General features: G+C 70.1%; 11 protein-coding genes. 7 read left to right on the top strand and 4 right to left on the bottom strand.

Going from position 1 to position 14,938, the window contains the following annotated elements:
- Nucleotides 1-24: 24 nt before the first annotated feature.
- Both SSP08S_RS55160 and SSP08S_RS11040 read right to left on the bottom strand, forming a co-directional pair.
- Complete coding sequence (locus tag SSP08S_RS55160) at nucleotides 25-159, bottom strand: SPW_0924 family protein (protein ID WP_106437209.1); 135 nt, start codon at nucleotides 157-159, stop codon at nucleotides 25-27.
- Between the two features lie 165 nt (nucleotides 160-324).
- A complete protein-coding gene (locus tag SSP08S_RS11040; RefSeq protein ID WP_026178383.1) occupies nucleotides 325-2,067 on the bottom strand; it encodes a lytic transglycosylase domain-containing protein in 1,743 nt (580 codons plus the stop codon).
- Nucleotides 2,068-2,326: 259 nt separating this feature from the next.
- On the opposite strand from SSP08S_RS11040, the gene SSP08S_RS11045 reads away from it, so the two are divergent.
- On the top strand, nucleotides 2,327-3,181 hold the full coding sequence (locus tag SSP08S_RS11045; RefSeq protein ID WP_019067652.1) for a DUF4184 family protein: 855 nt from the start codon (nucleotides 2,327-2,329) through the stop codon (nucleotides 3,179-3,181).
- Here SSP08S_RS11045 and SSP08S_RS11050 read toward each other — a convergent pair.
- On the bottom strand, nucleotides 3,144-3,551 hold the full coding sequence (locus tag SSP08S_RS11050) for a hypothetical protein (RefSeq protein WP_019067653.1): 408 nt from the start codon (nucleotides 3,549-3,551) through the stop codon (nucleotides 3,144-3,146). The genes SSP08S_RS11045 and SSP08S_RS11050 overlap by 38 nt on opposite strands.
- A 228-nt stretch (nucleotides 3,552-3,779) precedes the next feature.
- Nucleotides 3,780-6,506: a DNA polymerase I gene (gene polA, locus SSP08S_RS11055; RefSeq protein WP_019067654.1), complete on the bottom strand. Its 2,727-nt coding sequence runs from the start codon at nucleotides 6,504-6,506 to the stop codon at nucleotides 3,780-3,782.
- Between the two features lie 528 nt (nucleotides 6,507-7,034).
- On the opposite strand from polA, the gene SSP08S_RS11060 reads away from it, so the two are divergent.
- The 6 genes from SSP08S_RS11060 (at nucleotide 7,035) to SSP08S_RS11085 (ending at nucleotide 14,935) form a co-directional block, all read left to right on the top strand.
- The gene (locus SSP08S_RS11060) at nucleotides 7,035-9,314 is read left to right on the top strand and encodes an FdhF/YdeP family oxidoreductase (RefSeq protein ID WP_019067655.1); all 2,280 of its coding nucleotides are present in this window, start codon (nucleotides 7,035-7,037) and stop codon (nucleotides 9,312-9,314) included.
- 51 nt (nucleotides 9,315-9,365) lie between these two features.
- Nucleotides 9,366-9,854: a PaaI family thioesterase gene (locus SSP08S_RS11065; protein WP_019067656.1), complete on the top strand. Its 489-nt coding sequence runs from the start codon at nucleotides 9,366-9,368 to the stop codon at nucleotides 9,852-9,854.
- 104 nt (nucleotides 9,855-9,958) lie between these two features.
- Nucleotides 9,959-10,630, top strand: a complete 672-nt coding sequence (locus SSP08S_RS11070; protein WP_019067657.1) for a hypothetical protein — start codon at nucleotides 9,959-9,961, stop codon at nucleotides 10,628-10,630.
- 223 nt (nucleotides 10,631-10,853) lie between these two features.
- Nucleotides 10,854-12,071: a branched-chain amino acid ABC transporter substrate-binding protein gene (locus tag SSP08S_RS11075; protein ID WP_026178384.1), complete on the top strand. Its 1,218-nt coding sequence runs from the start codon at nucleotides 10,854-10,856 to the stop codon at nucleotides 12,069-12,071.
- 130 nt (nucleotides 12,072-12,201) lie between these two features.
- Entirely contained in the window at nucleotides 12,202-13,131 is a 930-nt protein-coding gene (locus SSP08S_RS11080; RefSeq protein ID WP_019067659.1) for a branched-chain amino acid ABC transporter permease, read from the top strand.
- Between the two features lie 4 nt (nucleotides 13,132-13,135).
- The gene (locus SSP08S_RS11085) at nucleotides 13,136-14,935 is read left to right on the top strand and encodes a branched-chain amino acid ABC transporter permease (RefSeq protein WP_019067660.1); all 1,800 of its coding nucleotides are present in this window, start codon (nucleotides 13,136-13,138) and stop codon (nucleotides 14,933-14,935) included.
- Nucleotides 14,936-14,938 lie beyond the last annotated feature (3 nt).

A 14,938-nucleotide genomic window follows, 5' to 3' on the forward strand; every position in this document is an offset into this window, starting at 1 on the left:
GGAGTTAAACGCTTGCGCAATCGTTTACGGGTGCGCGGGCACCGTCGTCAGCAGCGGTTTCGGGGAGGTCTTCCCCATCGGTGAGCCCATCGCGGTGATGGTCAGGACCAGCGCGAAGGCGAGCACGAGTCCGGTCGCGGCGGCGATCAGGGCACGCATGACGGGCCTCCCGACGGACAGGAACTGATAGGTCGTCAGGTCGGGCACCGTAGCAACGCGCGGGCGAGATGAGAACACGTTGCACAGACACGAAGGCCGGACACGGCGAGGGCGCCCGCCCGCCGGAGCGGAGGGGCGCCCTTGTCGTACGGTCGCGCGGCCGGGCTACGCGCTCGGCGAGGCCGACGGGCTCGGGTCGGCCGAGGCGCTCGGGCTGGGCGAGGAGGTGTCGGTCGCCGCGGCCACGGTCAGTTCGACCGTGAGGGTCGCGCCGCCCGTGGTGGTGATGCGGAGCAGGAAGGTGCCGGTGGTGTCGTCCGCGTACAGCTTCGGCAGCTTCAGGAGGCCGTCGGCGTCCGTGGCCAGGCCGGTGAGGGTACGGACGGTCTTGCCGTCGGCGTCCTTGAAGTAGGGGCCCTTGTCGTTCTCGGTGGCGTCGTCGGCCGCCTTGATGAGGGTCGCGGTGGCCGCGACCTTGTCGGCGACGGCGCCGCCGTAGGTGGCCTTCACCTCGACCTGGTCGGCGAACTCGCCGCCGGGGGTGCAGGTCAGCGCGGTGGTGCTGGTGCGGGCGAGGGTGTCGGCGACGCGGGGCGTGACGCTCGCCGTGTAGTCGAGAGCGGTGATCGTACGGCCCAGCAGTGTGGCGCGGACGGTGAAGTCACCGGTGGTCTCGCCGGCCTGCAGGGCCGGGGCGACGGCCACACCGGAGGCGTTGGTGACGGCCTGGGCGACCTTCTCGCCGCCCGCGAACGTGGCGTCCGTGGTGCCGACGATGGTGAACCGGATCCTGACCTTGGCGACGCCCTTGCCGGCCGAGTCCTGGGCGCGGGTGCTGATCTTCTTGGTGAACGCGTCGCCCGCCGTAGCGGTGAGCTTCGCCGTGCCCGCGTCCGCCAGCTTGGCCACCGTGTCGGTGGGGGTCGGCGTCGGCGTGGGCGTCGGGGTCGCCGGCGTGGAAGGACTGGGGCTGGTGGTGTCGCCGGGCTTGCTCGGACTCGGGCTCGGCGTCGAGGTGGCCGGAGTCGAGGTCGAGGGCGAGGGGTTGGCTCCGGAGCCGTCGTCGCTGCGGCCGGAGGGCAGGGTGCCCGTGCCGTCCGGGACCGAGTGGGTGCCCTTGCGGTAGTACTCCAGCCACGACAGGACCGTGTTCAGGTAGTCCGTCGAGTTGTTGTAGCTGAGGATCGCGCTGCGCAGGCCCGCGTCGGTCGACAGGTTCCAGTTGTTGCGGCACAGGTAGTGGCCGGCGGCGAGCGCGGCGTCGTAGACGTTGTTGGGGTCCTTGACCCCGTCGCCGTTGCCGTCACGGCCCGCCCACGCCCAGGTGGACGGGATGAACTGCATGGGCCCGACGGCCTGGTCGTACTCGCTGTTGCCGTCGTACTTGCCGTTGTCGGTGTCCCTGATGAGCGCGAAGCCGTTGCCGTCGAGCGCGGGGCCGAGGATCTTGGAGGTCGTGGTGCCGTTCGCGTCGACCTGGCCGCCGCGCGCCTGGCCCGACTCCACCTTGCCGATGGCGGCGAGGAGTTGCCAGGGCAGATTGCAGCCCGGCTTGGAGGTGGCGAGTTCGGCCTCGGCCTTCTTGTAGGCGTCGAGGACGGTCGCGGGGATGCCCGCCTCGGCCTCGCCCACCGAGACCGGGGTCCCTATGGACGGCGACTGGCTGGCGCTCGTGCTGGGGTTCGGGCTGCTCAGCGGCGGGAGGTCCGTGTAGTACGGCGAGTCTCCGGTGGCGCTGCTACCAGTGGTTCCGTCACTCCCGTCGAGCGCGGACCGGCCGGCGGGGAGCGTTCTGTGGCCGCCGGTCGCCGCCGGAGCCTGGGAAGCGGACAGTGCCGCGACCGCTGCCGCGGCCACCGCTGTCGTCGCCGCACCCTTGCGCAACCGCCTGCCGAAATGCGCCGTCATGGAGTGAACCCCTCCCAGGGACGCCCGAGCGCCCGTCCTTGTCTGTTGCCTCTGCGCCTGTTGTGACGGTCGAGCCGCCCCGCAGGTTGCCCTCGTGGTGGTTATCGGATGGTGTGTACTTGTTCTCCGTCTCCGCCCGCCCGTGGGCCCCGCGTGGGGGCCCAGGCGACCCTACGACAACTTGCTTTGCACGGGCACCCGTTGGTGACCGTTATTCACCACCTGGCCATATGCCGATGACTCCTACGGGGAGCCCCTGTTGCCGTTCACTTTGAGTCATGCCGCCGCCGTACTGCCCGCCGTGCGCGGCGACGGCAGGGGCCGCGGCCGGCTGGTACCGGCGGTGCTGGTGGCGGGCTCCTTCGCCCCCGACATGACCTACTACGCGGCGAGCGCGGTCCCCGGGGCGATGGAGTTCGGGAACGTCACGCACTCCTTCCCGGGCGTCTTCACGGTCGACGTCCTCATCACCTGGACCGCGGTCGCCCTCTGGCTCCTGCTGCGCGAACCCCTGGTGGCCCTGCTGCCGCGCGCCCGACAACCGCGAACGGCGACCCTCCTGCGCTGCGGCACGCCACGCGCGCGTGCCACCCCGTCACCGGCCGCGTGGTGGTACGTCTCCGCGGTCGTCGGCGGCCTGACCCATGTCGTGTGGGACGCGTTCACGCACCACGACCGGTGGGGCGTCCGGCTGTTCCCCGTCCTCGACCGCACGGTGGGCGGCCGACCGCTGTTCTCGGCTCTCCAGTACGGCAGTTCGGCCGTCGGCGCGCTGCTGATCGCCGCGTTCCTGGTGCGTGCGCTACGACGGGTTCCGGCCACCGCGCCGGTCGGGGTGCCCGTACTGTCGGTACGGGACCGGTGGGCGGCCGGGGCGGTGATCGGTGGCTGCGCACTGATGGCGGCGGTGGAACGGGCCTCGCACTGGTGGGCGTACTGGGGGTCGACGGCGAGCGCCTGGGACCTGATCCCGACCCTGTGCTTCGGGGCGGGGGCCGGGCTGGTCCTGGGCGTGCTGCTGTACGCCGTGGGCGTCCGTGTGTGGCGCCCGGCGACCTCCGGGGTACCCGACGGGGTCAGCGCGGAGCGGAGCCGTCCGGCGGGGTCGCGATGAACACCGTCATGGTGTGCACGGAGCGTGACCTCGGGAGCAGGGTGAGCACGAGGTCCAGGTAGCCGCGGCCCAGCTCGGCCCAGAGCCGCCACACGGGGGTGCCGGTGGGGGTGGTGGCCGGCCCCTGCGGGTGTCTGGCCTGCTCTCGGGGGTCCACGGCCGTGTCGTCCCGGGACGTGAGGCGGTGCCGGAGTCCTGCGGCCGTGTGCCGGACGGCCATGGCGAGGTCGGCGGGGATGCGGGCGGTGCTTGCGCCGGCGGCGAGGGCCGGGACCGGCGGGCGGGGCGTGACCTGGGCGGCAGCGGCGCCCGCTGCCTGTATCCGGGTCCGCGCCCGGCCCGACCGGCGATGGAGCATGCGTATACCCATGCCCGCATCCTTACGGTCACCGGGCGCGGGGGGCGCCTCCGCGGGGGCCACGCGGGTGACGGGCCCTCCGGGGGTTGGGCGGGGGTCGTGCGGGGAGTTTCTGTTGCCGGGGAGGGGTGAGGTGGGTTCGGCACCGCCGAGATGCACCGTGGTGGGTGCGCTCCGTTGCGGCGGAGAGTCGAGGCAACCTCGGTCGAAAGGCTCGCCCCTCCGCCGCACCACCGCCGGCTAGTGCGCCGCCGACTCCCAGTCCGGGCCCACACCCACCGAGACGTCGAGCGGCGCCCGGAGATGCACCGCGCCCGCCATCTCGTGGCGGACCAGTTCCTCCGTGGCCGCTCGTTCGCCGGGGGCGATCTCCAGGACGATTTCGTCGTGGACCTGGAGGAGCATGCGGGACTTGAGGCCGGCCTCGCGCAGGGCGGTGTCGACCTTGAGCATGGCCATCTTGACGATGTCCGCCGCGGTGCCCTGGATCGGCGCGTTGAGCGCCATGCGCTCGGCGGCCTCGCGGCGTTGACGGTTGTCGCTGTTGAGGTCGGGGAGGTAGCGGCGGCGCCCGAAGAGGGTTGCCGTGTAGCCCGTGGCGCGTGCCTCGTCGACCGCGCGGCGCAGATAGTCCCGTACGCCGCCGAAGCGCTCGAAGTAGGTGTCCATCAGGACCCGTGCCTCGCCCGCGTCGATGTTCAGCTGCTGGGAGAGGCCGAAGGCGGAGAGCCCGTAGGCGAGGCCGTACGACATCGCCTTGATCTTGCGGCGCATCTCCGCGTCGACCTTGGAGCCCTCGACGGAGAACACCTGGGAGGCGACCGTGGTGTGCAGGTCCTCGCCTGAGGTGAACGCCTCCAACAGGCCCTCGTCCTCGGAGAGATGGGCCATCACACGGAGTTCGATCTGACTGTAGTCCGCGGTCATGAGGGACTCGAAGCCCTCACCGACCACGAAGCCCCTGCGGATCGCCCTGCCCTCGTCCGTGCGGACCGGGATGTTCTGCAGGTTCGGGTCCGTCGACGACAGACGTCCCGTCGCGGCGACGGTCTGGTTGAACGTGGTGTGGATACGGCCGTCCGTCGCGATCGTCTTGATCAGGCCCTCGACGGTGACGCGCAGCTTCGCCTGTTCGCGGTGGCGGAGCATGATGACCGGCAGTTCGTTCTCGGTCTGGTTGGCGAGCCAGGCCAGGGCGTCGGCGTCGGTGGTGTAGCCGGTCTTCGTCTTCTTGGTCTTGGGCAGGCCGAGTTCGCCGAAGAGGACTTCCTGGAGCTGCTTGGGCGAGCCGAGGTTGAACTCGTGTCCGGCCGCCGCGTGCGCCTCCTTCACCGCCTGCTGGACGGCACCGGCGAACATCTGCTCCATGGCTTCGAGGTGGGCCTTGTCGGCCGCGATGCCGTACCGCTCCAGGCGGGCCAGCAGGATCGAGGTGGGCAGCTCCATGTCCCGCAGGAGGTCCGCCGCGCCGACCTCCTGGAGGCGCTCCCCGAAGGCGTCTCCCAGGTCGAGGATCGCGCGGGCCTGCACCATCAGGGCGTCCGCCTCGGCGCCGTCGTCCGCGCCGAAGGCCAGCTGGCCGTCGGCCGTGGCGGCGGGGGCCAGCTCGCGGCCGAGGTACTCCAGGGACAGCGCGTCCAGGTCGAAGGAGCGGCGGCCGGGCTTGACGAGGTAGGCGGCGAGCGCGGTGTCCATGGTGATGCCGTTGATGGTCCAGCCGTGCTCGGCGAAGACCCGCATCGCGCCCTTGGCGTTGTGGAACACCTTGGGGCGGTCTGCGTCGGCCAGCCAGGCCGCGAACGCGTTCTCGTCGCTCTCGTCCAGCTCGGCCGGGTCGAACCAGGCGGCCGCTCCGCCCGCGGTGGCGAGCGCGACCTCGGTCACCGAACCCGAGCCGAGCGCCCAGGTGTCGACGGTGGCGACGCCGAGGGGCTCGGTGCCGTAGTCGGCGAGCCAGCCGGGCAGTTCGCCGGTGGCGAGGACCGAGCCGTCGACCGCGACACCGCTCTCGGCGGGCGGGGTCGCGTCGGCCTCCTCTGCGCCCGGGTCGACGGCCAGCAGGCGCTCGCGCAGCGAGGGGTTGCGGATCTCCAGGGTGTCGAGAACCATCGCGACGGCCGTGCGGTCGTACGGAGCGCGCTCCAGATCGACGACCGTCTTGGGCAGCTCGACGTCCTTGACCATCTCGGTCAGGCGGCGGTTGAGCTTGACCGCGTCCAGGTGGTCGCGGAGGTTCTGCCCGGCCTTGCCCTTGACCTCGTCGACGCGCTCGACCAGGTCGGCGAACGAACCGAACTGGTTGATCCACTTCGCGGCGGTCTTCTCGCCGACACCGGGGATGCCGGGGAGGTTGTCGGACGGGTCGCCGCGCAGGGCCGCGAAGTCGGGGTACTGGGCGGGCGTCAACCCGTACTTCTCGACGACCTTCTCCGGAGTGAACCGGGTCAGCTCGGAGACGCCCTTCGTCGGGTACAGCACCGTGGTGTGGTCGGACACCAGCTGGAAGGAGTCCCGGTCTCCGGTGACGATCAGCACGTCGAAGCCCTCGGCCTCGGCCTGGGTGGCGAGCGTGGCGATGACGTCGTCGGCCTCGAAGCCGTCGACCGCGAACCGGGAGACGTGCATCGCGTCGAGCAGCTCGCCGATCAGCTCGACCTGGCCCTTGAACTCGTCCGGGGTCTTGGAGCGGTTCGCCTTGTACTCGGTGAACTCCTCGGAGCGCCAGGTCTTGCGGGACACGTCGAAGGCCACCGCGAAGTGCGTGGGCGCCTCGTCGCGCAGGGTGTTGGCCAGCATCGACGCGAAGCCGTAGATCGCGTTCGTCGGCTGGCCCGTCGCGGTCGTGAAGTTCTCCGCGGGCAGCGCGAAGAACGCGCGGTAGGCCAGCGAGTGCCCGTCCATCAGCATCAGCCGTGGACGGTCTCCGCCGGAGGTCTTGTCGGTCTTCTTCGATGCTGTCTCTGCCACGACCCCGATCCTGCCACGCCCCACTGACAGTCGGGGTCACGGTCGCCGCGTCGGAGGCCGTGGCCGAGATGAACCAAGGTCGGGCGAGGGGCATGGGAGAGACGGCGGGAGTCGCCGCCGCGGCAGCGCAAGCGGCGGACGATCCGGCGCCGCCCGCGGGCGGAGACCGCGGTGACGGAGAAAGCCCGCGCAGGGCGCGGGCAGTGTGGCCCGTCGCATCGCGGCGACGGTGCACGGGAATCGGTCCCCGTGGCCGCGCGGAAGGCCACGCACGCGTGCGAGGTCACCATCGCCGCGGGAGACCCGGACGAACGCTCCCCAGCCCACCACCTGGCGGATCGGACCGACCGCCGCCACCCGCCGCAGCGAGGAAGCCGCAGCGAGGAACCGGACAAGCCCACCCCGCCCCACACCTCGCCCCGCACACAGGCCGAAACCATTGAGCCCACGAACCGACCTCGGCGTTGTCACTGCCGCGTGCGAGGATCGGAGATGTAGTGCACACGTGCCAGCGAAGGAGGGCCCGCGATGGCCACGAAGCCGCCCAAGGGCGATCCGGTCCAGGACGCGCCGCAGGTCACCGAGCCGAAGCATGCCGCGGCCGGACTTCCGGCGATCGGGCACACGCTGCGCATCGCCCAGCAGCAGATGGGCGTGAAGCGCACCGCGCTGACGCTGCTGCGGGTGAATCAGAAGAACGGCTTCGACTGCCCGGGCTGCGCCTGGCCGGAGCCGGACCACCGGCACGCGGCGGAGTTCTGCGAGAACGGCGCGAAGGCGGTCGCGGAGGAGGCCACCCTGCGCCGGGTGACGCCCGAGTTCTTCGCCGCCCATCCGGTGGCCGATCTCGCGACCCGCAGCGGCTACTGGCTGGGCCAGCAGGGCCGTCTCACGCACCCCATGTATCTCCCCGAAGGGGCCGACCGCTACGAACCGGTCACCTGGGAGCGGGCGTTCGACATCGTCGCGGAGGAGATCGCCGCCCTCGGCTCGCCCGACGAGGCGCTGTTCTACACCTCGGGCCGCACCAGCAACGAGGCCGCGTTCCTGTACCAGTTGTTCGCGCGGGAGCTCGGCACCAACAACCTGCCGGACTGCTCGAACATGTGCCACGAGTCGTCGGGTTCCGCGCTGAACGAGACGATCGGCATCGGCAAGGGCAGCGTCCTGCTGGAGGACCTCTACCAGGCCGACCTGATCGTCGTCGCCGGCCAGAACCCGGGCACCAACCACCCGCGCATGCTCTCCGCCCTGGAGAAGGCCAAGGCCAACGGCGCGAAGATCATCAGCGTCAACCCGCTGCCCGAGGCGGGCCTGGAGAAGTTCAAGAACCCGCAGACCCCGCAGGGCATGCTCAAGGGCGCCGCCCTCACCGACCTGTTCCTCCAGATCCGCATCGGCGGCGACCAGGCCCTCTTCCGCCTCCTGAACAAGCTGATCCTCGAGACCGAGGGCGCCGTCGACCAGGCCTTCGTCGACGAACACACGCACGGCTACGAGGAGTTCGCCGCCGCCGCGCGGGACGCCGACTGGGACGAGACGCTGCTCGCGACCGGGCTGACCCGCCCGGAGATCGAGAAGGCCCTGGCCATGGTGCTCGCCTCCGAACGCACCATCGTGTGCTGGGCGATGGGCCTCACCCAGCACAAGCACGCCGTGCCGACCATCCGCGAGGTCGTCAACTTCCTTCTGCTGCGCGGCAACATCGGCCGCCCGGGCGCCGGCGTGTGCCCGGTGCGCGGCCACAGCAATGTGCAGGGCGACCGCACCATGGGCATCTTCGAGCGCCCCGCGCCCGCCTTCCTGGACGCCCTGGAGAAGGAGTTCGGCTTCGCCCCGCCGCGCGAGCACGGCTACGACGTGGTCGCCGCGATCCGCGCCCTGCGCGACGGCGACGCGAAGGTGTTCTTCGCGATGGGCGGCAACTTCGTGTCCGCCTCCCCCGACACCGAGGTCACCGAGGCGGCCATGCGGCGCGCCAGCCTCACCGTGCACGTGTCGACGAAGCTGAACCGCTCGCACGCCGTCACGGGCGCGCGTGCCCTGATCCTGCCCTGCCTGGGCCGTACCGAGCGCGATCTCCAGGGCGGCGGCGAGCAGTTCGTGACCGTCGAGGACTCGATGGGCATGGTGCACGCCTCGCGCGGCCGGCTGGAGCCCGCCGGCGCCCATCTGCTGTCCGAGCCGGCCATCGTGTGCCGCCTCGCCCGCCGCGTCCTCGGCGCCGAGTCCCGCACCCCGTGGGAGGAGTTCGAGAAGGACTACGGGACGATCCGCGACCGCATCGCGCGCGTGATCCCCGGCTTCCAGGACTTCAACGAGCGGGTCGCCCACCCCGGCGGCTTCGCCCTCCCGCACGCCCCGCGCGACGAACGCCGCTTCCCGACGGCCACCGGCAAGGCCAACTTCACCGCCGCGCCCGTCGAATACCCCGAACTCCCCGAAGGGCGCCTGCTGTTGCAGACGCTGCGCTCGCACGACCAGTACAACACCACGATCTACGGCCTCGACGACCGCTACCGGGGCATCAAGAACGGCCGCCGGGTCGTCATGGTCCACCCCGACGACGCGGCCCGGCTCGGCATCGCCGACGGGTCGTACGTCGATCTGGTCGGCGAGTGGAAGGACGGCGTGGAGCGGCGGGCGCCCGGCTTCCGGGTGGTGCACTACCCGACCGCGCGGGGCTGCGCAGCCGCCTACTACCCCGAGACCAACGTCCTGGTCCCGCTGGACGCCACCGCCGACACCAGCAACACCCCGGCCAGCAAGTCCGTCGTCGTACGTCTGGAACAATCGGCGACCGACTGAGCGTTTGCTCAGTAGCCGTAACAGTGATCACGACGAACGGAGTCGGGCCCCATGGGCGAGCAGCAGCAGGTGCAGTTCCCGCAAGAGGTCGTCGACGAGTACGCCGCGCTCGGCGTCGACCTGCCCGCACTCTTCTCCGCCGGATACCTGGGCTCGCGCATGGGGCTGGAGATCCTGGAGGCGTCCGCCGAGCGTGTCGTCGGGACGCTGCCGGTCGAAGGGAACACCCAGCCGTACGGGCTGCTGCACGGCGGCGCGTCCGCCGTGCTCGCCGAGACCCTCGGCTCCATCGGCTCGATGCTGCACGGCGGCAGCTCGAAGATAGCCGTCGGCGTCGACCTGAACTGCACCCACCACCGCGGCGCCCGCTCCGGCCTGGTCACCGGCGTGGCCACCCCCCTGCACCGGGGCCGCTCGACGGCGACGTACGAGATCGTGATCAGTGACGAGGAGGGGCGACGGGTGTGCAGCGCGCGGCTGACCTGTCTGCTGCGGGACCTGAACCCGGGCGACGCGATCCCCGAGCGCGCCGCGATCTGACCACCCGCGGTCCATCGGTCCGGCGGCCGATCCGGACGGTGGGCCGAACCCCGTCTTCCGCACCCCCGTCCACTCCCCTACCGTTTTCCCATGAGGCTGCCGGCATGAGCGGTATCGGGCCCGTCGAATCCGTCGACTCGCCGGAGGCGAACGGGAGTTACGAAGTCATCGGCGGCGATCCGCCCCATCTGACGGACCGTTGGCACACCCTGTCGCCGCGCACCCGCAGAGCCGCGCTCGCAGCGGGCGCGGTCGCCGCCCTGGGCGTCGGAGCCGTCCTCCTGCCGCCCGTCCACACCTCCCGGCAGAGCGACCCGCAACCACCCACTCCATGGCCCGCGAACATCACCGAGTGGCGCTATGTCGGACTCGCCCAGACCACCGACTCCCCCACCACGACCGGTTTCTTCCGCTTCGCGGTCACCGTGGACAGCGGACCCCCCGTCACCCTGCGCGTCACCGGCGCCGCCTTCGACGGACTCACCGCCGAGGCCGTCCCGGAACCGTCCTTCACCGTGCACACCGGAGCGACCCGCCGCGTCACCGTGGAGATTTCGGTTTCCGACTGTTCGGGACTGCCCCTGAATGCGGACCTCGCCTTTCTGGACGTAACGCTGCGTAACACGCGCGCAATACAACGCCACAGTTTCATCTTCGGCGCCTCCTACTCCAAGGACCTTTCCCAGCTCCTCCACAGGGCCTGCAGTACGACAAACGCCAGGCCAGGCCCACGGCCAAGCGGAAGTGCAGGTTCTCAAAATGTGGACCTCGGCTGAATTCCGCCAAACCGGCTGAGACCCACCTTCCGCGAAGCCCTCCAACCGGCACGTCATAACAAGAAAGTCACAAGCCAGCGCACGACGATGCCCATGCCTACAGACCGGGCTTAGAGTCACGGCCAGTCACCGCTCCATCGGGAGTTCGGTACCAGCGCAGCACCCTCCGCCCCCACCCGGGCGACTGTGCCTGCGGAAAGGACAGATTGTGCGACAGCGTTCTCTGGTGATTCTTACCTCCGTACTCACCACCGGAGCTCTGACCCTCACCGCCTGCGGCTCCCGGGACAGCGGCAGCAAGAGTGACAGTGGGTCCACCACCCTGACCATCGGCGTCGACGCTCCCCTGTCCGGTGAGAACTCCACCACCGGCCTCGGCATCCAGTACGGCGTCCAGATCGCCATCGACGACGCCAACAAGAACAACTGGGTCCCGGGCGTCAAGTTCAAGATCAAGGCCCTGGACGACAAGGCGCAGCCCGCCACCGGCCAGTCCAACGCCACCGCCTTCACCGGCGACAGCAACGTCGTCGGCGCGGTCGGCCCGCTGAACTCCGGCGTCGCCCAGTCGATGCAGCAGGTGTTCGCCTCGGCCAACATGGTCGAGATCTCCCCGTCGAACACCAACCCGGCCCTGACCCAGGGCAAGGACTGGGCCACCACCAAGACGCGGCCGTACAAGACGTACTTCCGCACCGCCACCACCGACGCCCTCCAGGGTGCGTTCGCCGCCGACTACGCGTACAACGGCCTCAAGAAGAAGAAGGCCTTCGTCGTCGACGACAAGCAGACCTACGGCGCCGGCCTGGCCGGGATCTTCAACAGCGCCTTCAAGAAGCTCGGCGGCTCCATCGCGGGCACCGACCACGTCAACACCGGCGACACCGACTTCAGCTCGCTCGTCACCAAGATCAAGAACTCCGGCGCCGACCTGCTCTACTACGGCGGCCAGTACGACGAGTCGGAGAAGATCACCAAGCAGCTCAAGGGCGCCGGCGTCAAGATCCCGCTGTTCGGCGGTGACGGCATGTTCGCCACCACCTACATCCAGACCGCCGGCAAGGCCGCCGAGGGCGACCTCGCCACCTCCGTCGGCGTCCCCGCCGACACCCTGCCCGCCGCCAAGCAGTTCATCGCGACCTACAAGGCCAAGGGCTACAAGGGTGACTACGGCGCCTACGGTGCCTACGCCTACGACGCCGCCACCGCCATCATCAAGGCAGTGAAGGCCGTCAAGGACGCCAACGGCGACAAGCTCCCCGCCAGCAGCGACCTCCGCTCCAAGGTCGTCGACGCCGTCCAGAAGTCCGACTTCGAGGGCATCTCCGGCAAGGTCGCCTTCGACCAGTACGGCGACACCACCAACAAGCAGCTCACCGTCTACCAGGTCACCAACGGCGCCTGGAAGGCCGTGAAGACCGGCACCTTCAACGGCAGCTGACCTCAGCTCCAGCACCACCGCACCACGGGCCGCGCGGAAGGAGGATCCCGACCGCGCGGCCCGTTGTCACACCCCCACCCCCAGGCACGCGATCTGTGCACACGACCCCAGCGACAATGGAGGCCACGCGGTGAACACCCTGCCGCAGCAGCTGGCCAACGGGCTGCTCCTAGGCTCGATGTACGGGCTGATCGCCATCGGCTACACGATGGTGTACGGCATCGTCCAGCTCATCAACTTCGCGCACGGCGAGATCTTCATGACCGGGGCCTTCGGCGCCCTCACGGTCTACGCCTACATCCTGCCCGACGGCACCTCGATGGTGGTGGCCGTACCGCTCATGCTGATCGGCGGCGGAATCGTCTCCGTCCTCGTCGCGGTAGGGGCCGAACGATTCGCCTATCGCCCCCTGCGGCAAGCACCACGACTGGCACCCCTCATCACCGCCATCGGCCTCTCACTCGCCCTCCAGGAAGTCGTCCGGAACTTCTACCCGGGCGCCGACAAGGACCGCTCCTTCCCCAGCCTCGACGGCACCCACGACCTCGGCTCCATCACCATCACCGACGCCGACATCTTCCTGGTCATCGCCGCCATCGTCTGCATGTCCGGCCTCGCCTGGTTCGTCCGCAAGAGCCGCACCGGCCGCGCCATGCAGGCCACCGCCCAGGACCCGGACACCTCCCAGCTCATGGGCATCGACACCAACCGGATCATCGTCATCGCGTTCGCCATCGGCGGCTTCTTCGCCGCCGTAGCAGCCGTCTCCTACGGCCTGAAGTACGGCAACATCGGCTACCGCATGGGCTTCCTGATGGGCCTCAAGGCCTTCACCGCGGCCGTCATGGGCGGCATCGGCAACATCTACGGCGCCATGCTCGGCGGAGTCGTCCTCGGCGTCGCCGAAACCCTCGCCTCCGCCTACATCAACCACATCCCCGGCATGCAGCAGCTCGGCGGATCCGGCTGGGCCAACGTCTGGGCCTTCTGTCTCCTCATCCTCGTACTGCTGTTCAGGCCACAGGGCCTGCTCGGCGAACGCGTCGCGGACAGGGCGTGATCACATGACCGAGACGACCGAGACCCCCAAGACGCCGGCCGCCGCCCCCGCGGAACAGCGCGGCCTCATCCCGCTGCCCCTCGCAGCCGCCCGCGCCCTCCTCCTGGTCGGCGGCATCGCCACCACCGCCTCCACCTTCCTGCCCTGGACCTGGACCTCCGACTTCCCCGGCGACCTCACCGTCAACGGCTACCCCGGCGGCCTCCAGATCCTCACCCTCGTCGCGGGCCTCATCACCGTGCTGTTCGCCCTCGCCTCCTACGGCGTCCGAGGACTCGGCTGGCTCCTGCCCGCCCGCAACAACGCACCCCTCGTCCTCACCGCCCTCAGCGGCTTCGCCGTCACCTGGTACACGGTCCTCACGATCGCCGGCGAACTCGGCGGCATCGTCAACTGGGAACCCGGCACCTACATCGCCGCCGTCGCCTCCCTGCTCCCCGTCATCGGCGCCCTCGCCCTCCCGCAGGACGCCACCGACACCACCAAGGAAGCGCTCAAGGCGTACATCGCCAAACCCGACCGCATCCCGGCCCCCCAGGCCACCGCCCCCTGGATCCAGCGACTCGCCATCACGATCATCGCCGCCCTCGCCCTCACCGTCTTCGCCTACGGCATCGACGCGGAGGACGAACTCTTCATCGGCTTCCTGATCGTCGTCGTCTTCACCTCCTGGGCACTGCACAGCGCCGGCCTCTTCGACCGGTTCAGCCACCTCACGGCCACCAACCGCAGCTTCGCCCTCGCCATGGGCTTCGTCGCGGCCATCGCCTTCCCCTTCACCCAGACGAACGACCACTACGCCAACCTCGGCGTCAACATCCTGATCTTCGGCACCGTCGCGCTCGGCCTCAACATCGTCGTCGGCCTCGCCGGACTCCTCGACCTCGGCTACGTCGCCTTCCTCGGCGTCGGCGCCTACACCGCCGCCCTGGTCTCCGGCTCCGAGTTCTCCAAGTTCTCCGGCGTCCAGTTCCCCTTCTGGGCCGCCGCCCTCACCGGCGCCGCCGCCAGCCTGGTCTTCGGCGTCCTCATCGGCGCCCCCACCCTGCGCCTGCGCGGCGACTACCTCGCCATCGTGACCCTCGGCTTCGGAGAGATCTTCCGCATCGCCGTCAACAACATGGACGGCGTCTCCGGCCCCGACATCACCAACGGCCCCAACGGCATCCCGTCCATCCCCGACCTGTCGTTCTTCGGCTTCAACTTCGGTGACAGCCACGACATCGCCGGATTCACCATCGGCCGGTTCGCCAACTACTACCTGCTCATGGTCCTGATCATGGCGCTCGTCATCACGATCTACCGCCGCGCCTCCGACTCCCGCATCGGCCGGTCCTGGATCGCCATCCGCGAGGACGAGACCGCCGCCACCGCCATGGGCATCAACGGCTTCCGCGTCAAGCTCATCGCCTTCGCCCTCGGCGCCACCCTCGCCGGCCTCGCCGGCACGGTCAGCGCCCACGTGACGTACAGCGTGGTGCCCAATCCGTACCAGTTCGCCGGAGCGGCCCCGCCCAACTCCGCGTTCCTCCTCGCCGCCGTAGTCCTCGGCGGCATGGGCACCGTCTCCGGACCCTTCCTCGGCGCGGCCCTGCTCTACCTGCTCCCGGAGAAGCTCGTCGCCCTCCAGGACAAGTCGCTCCTCGCCTTCGGCATCGCGCTCATCCTCCTGATGCGCTTCCGCCCCGAAGGCATCATCCCCAACCGCCGACGCCAGCTGGAATTCCACGAGACCGGCCAGCTCGACGTACCGGAGACCACGACCCTGACCGACGAACCGGCCATCACCAAGGCAGGGGCGTAGAGA

It is taken from the genome of Streptomyces hokutonensis (genome assembly GCF_000376565.1).
In the GTDB taxonomy this organism is placed as follows: Bacteria; Actinomycetota; Actinomycetes; order Streptomycetales; family Streptomycetaceae; genus Streptomyces; species Streptomyces hokutonensis.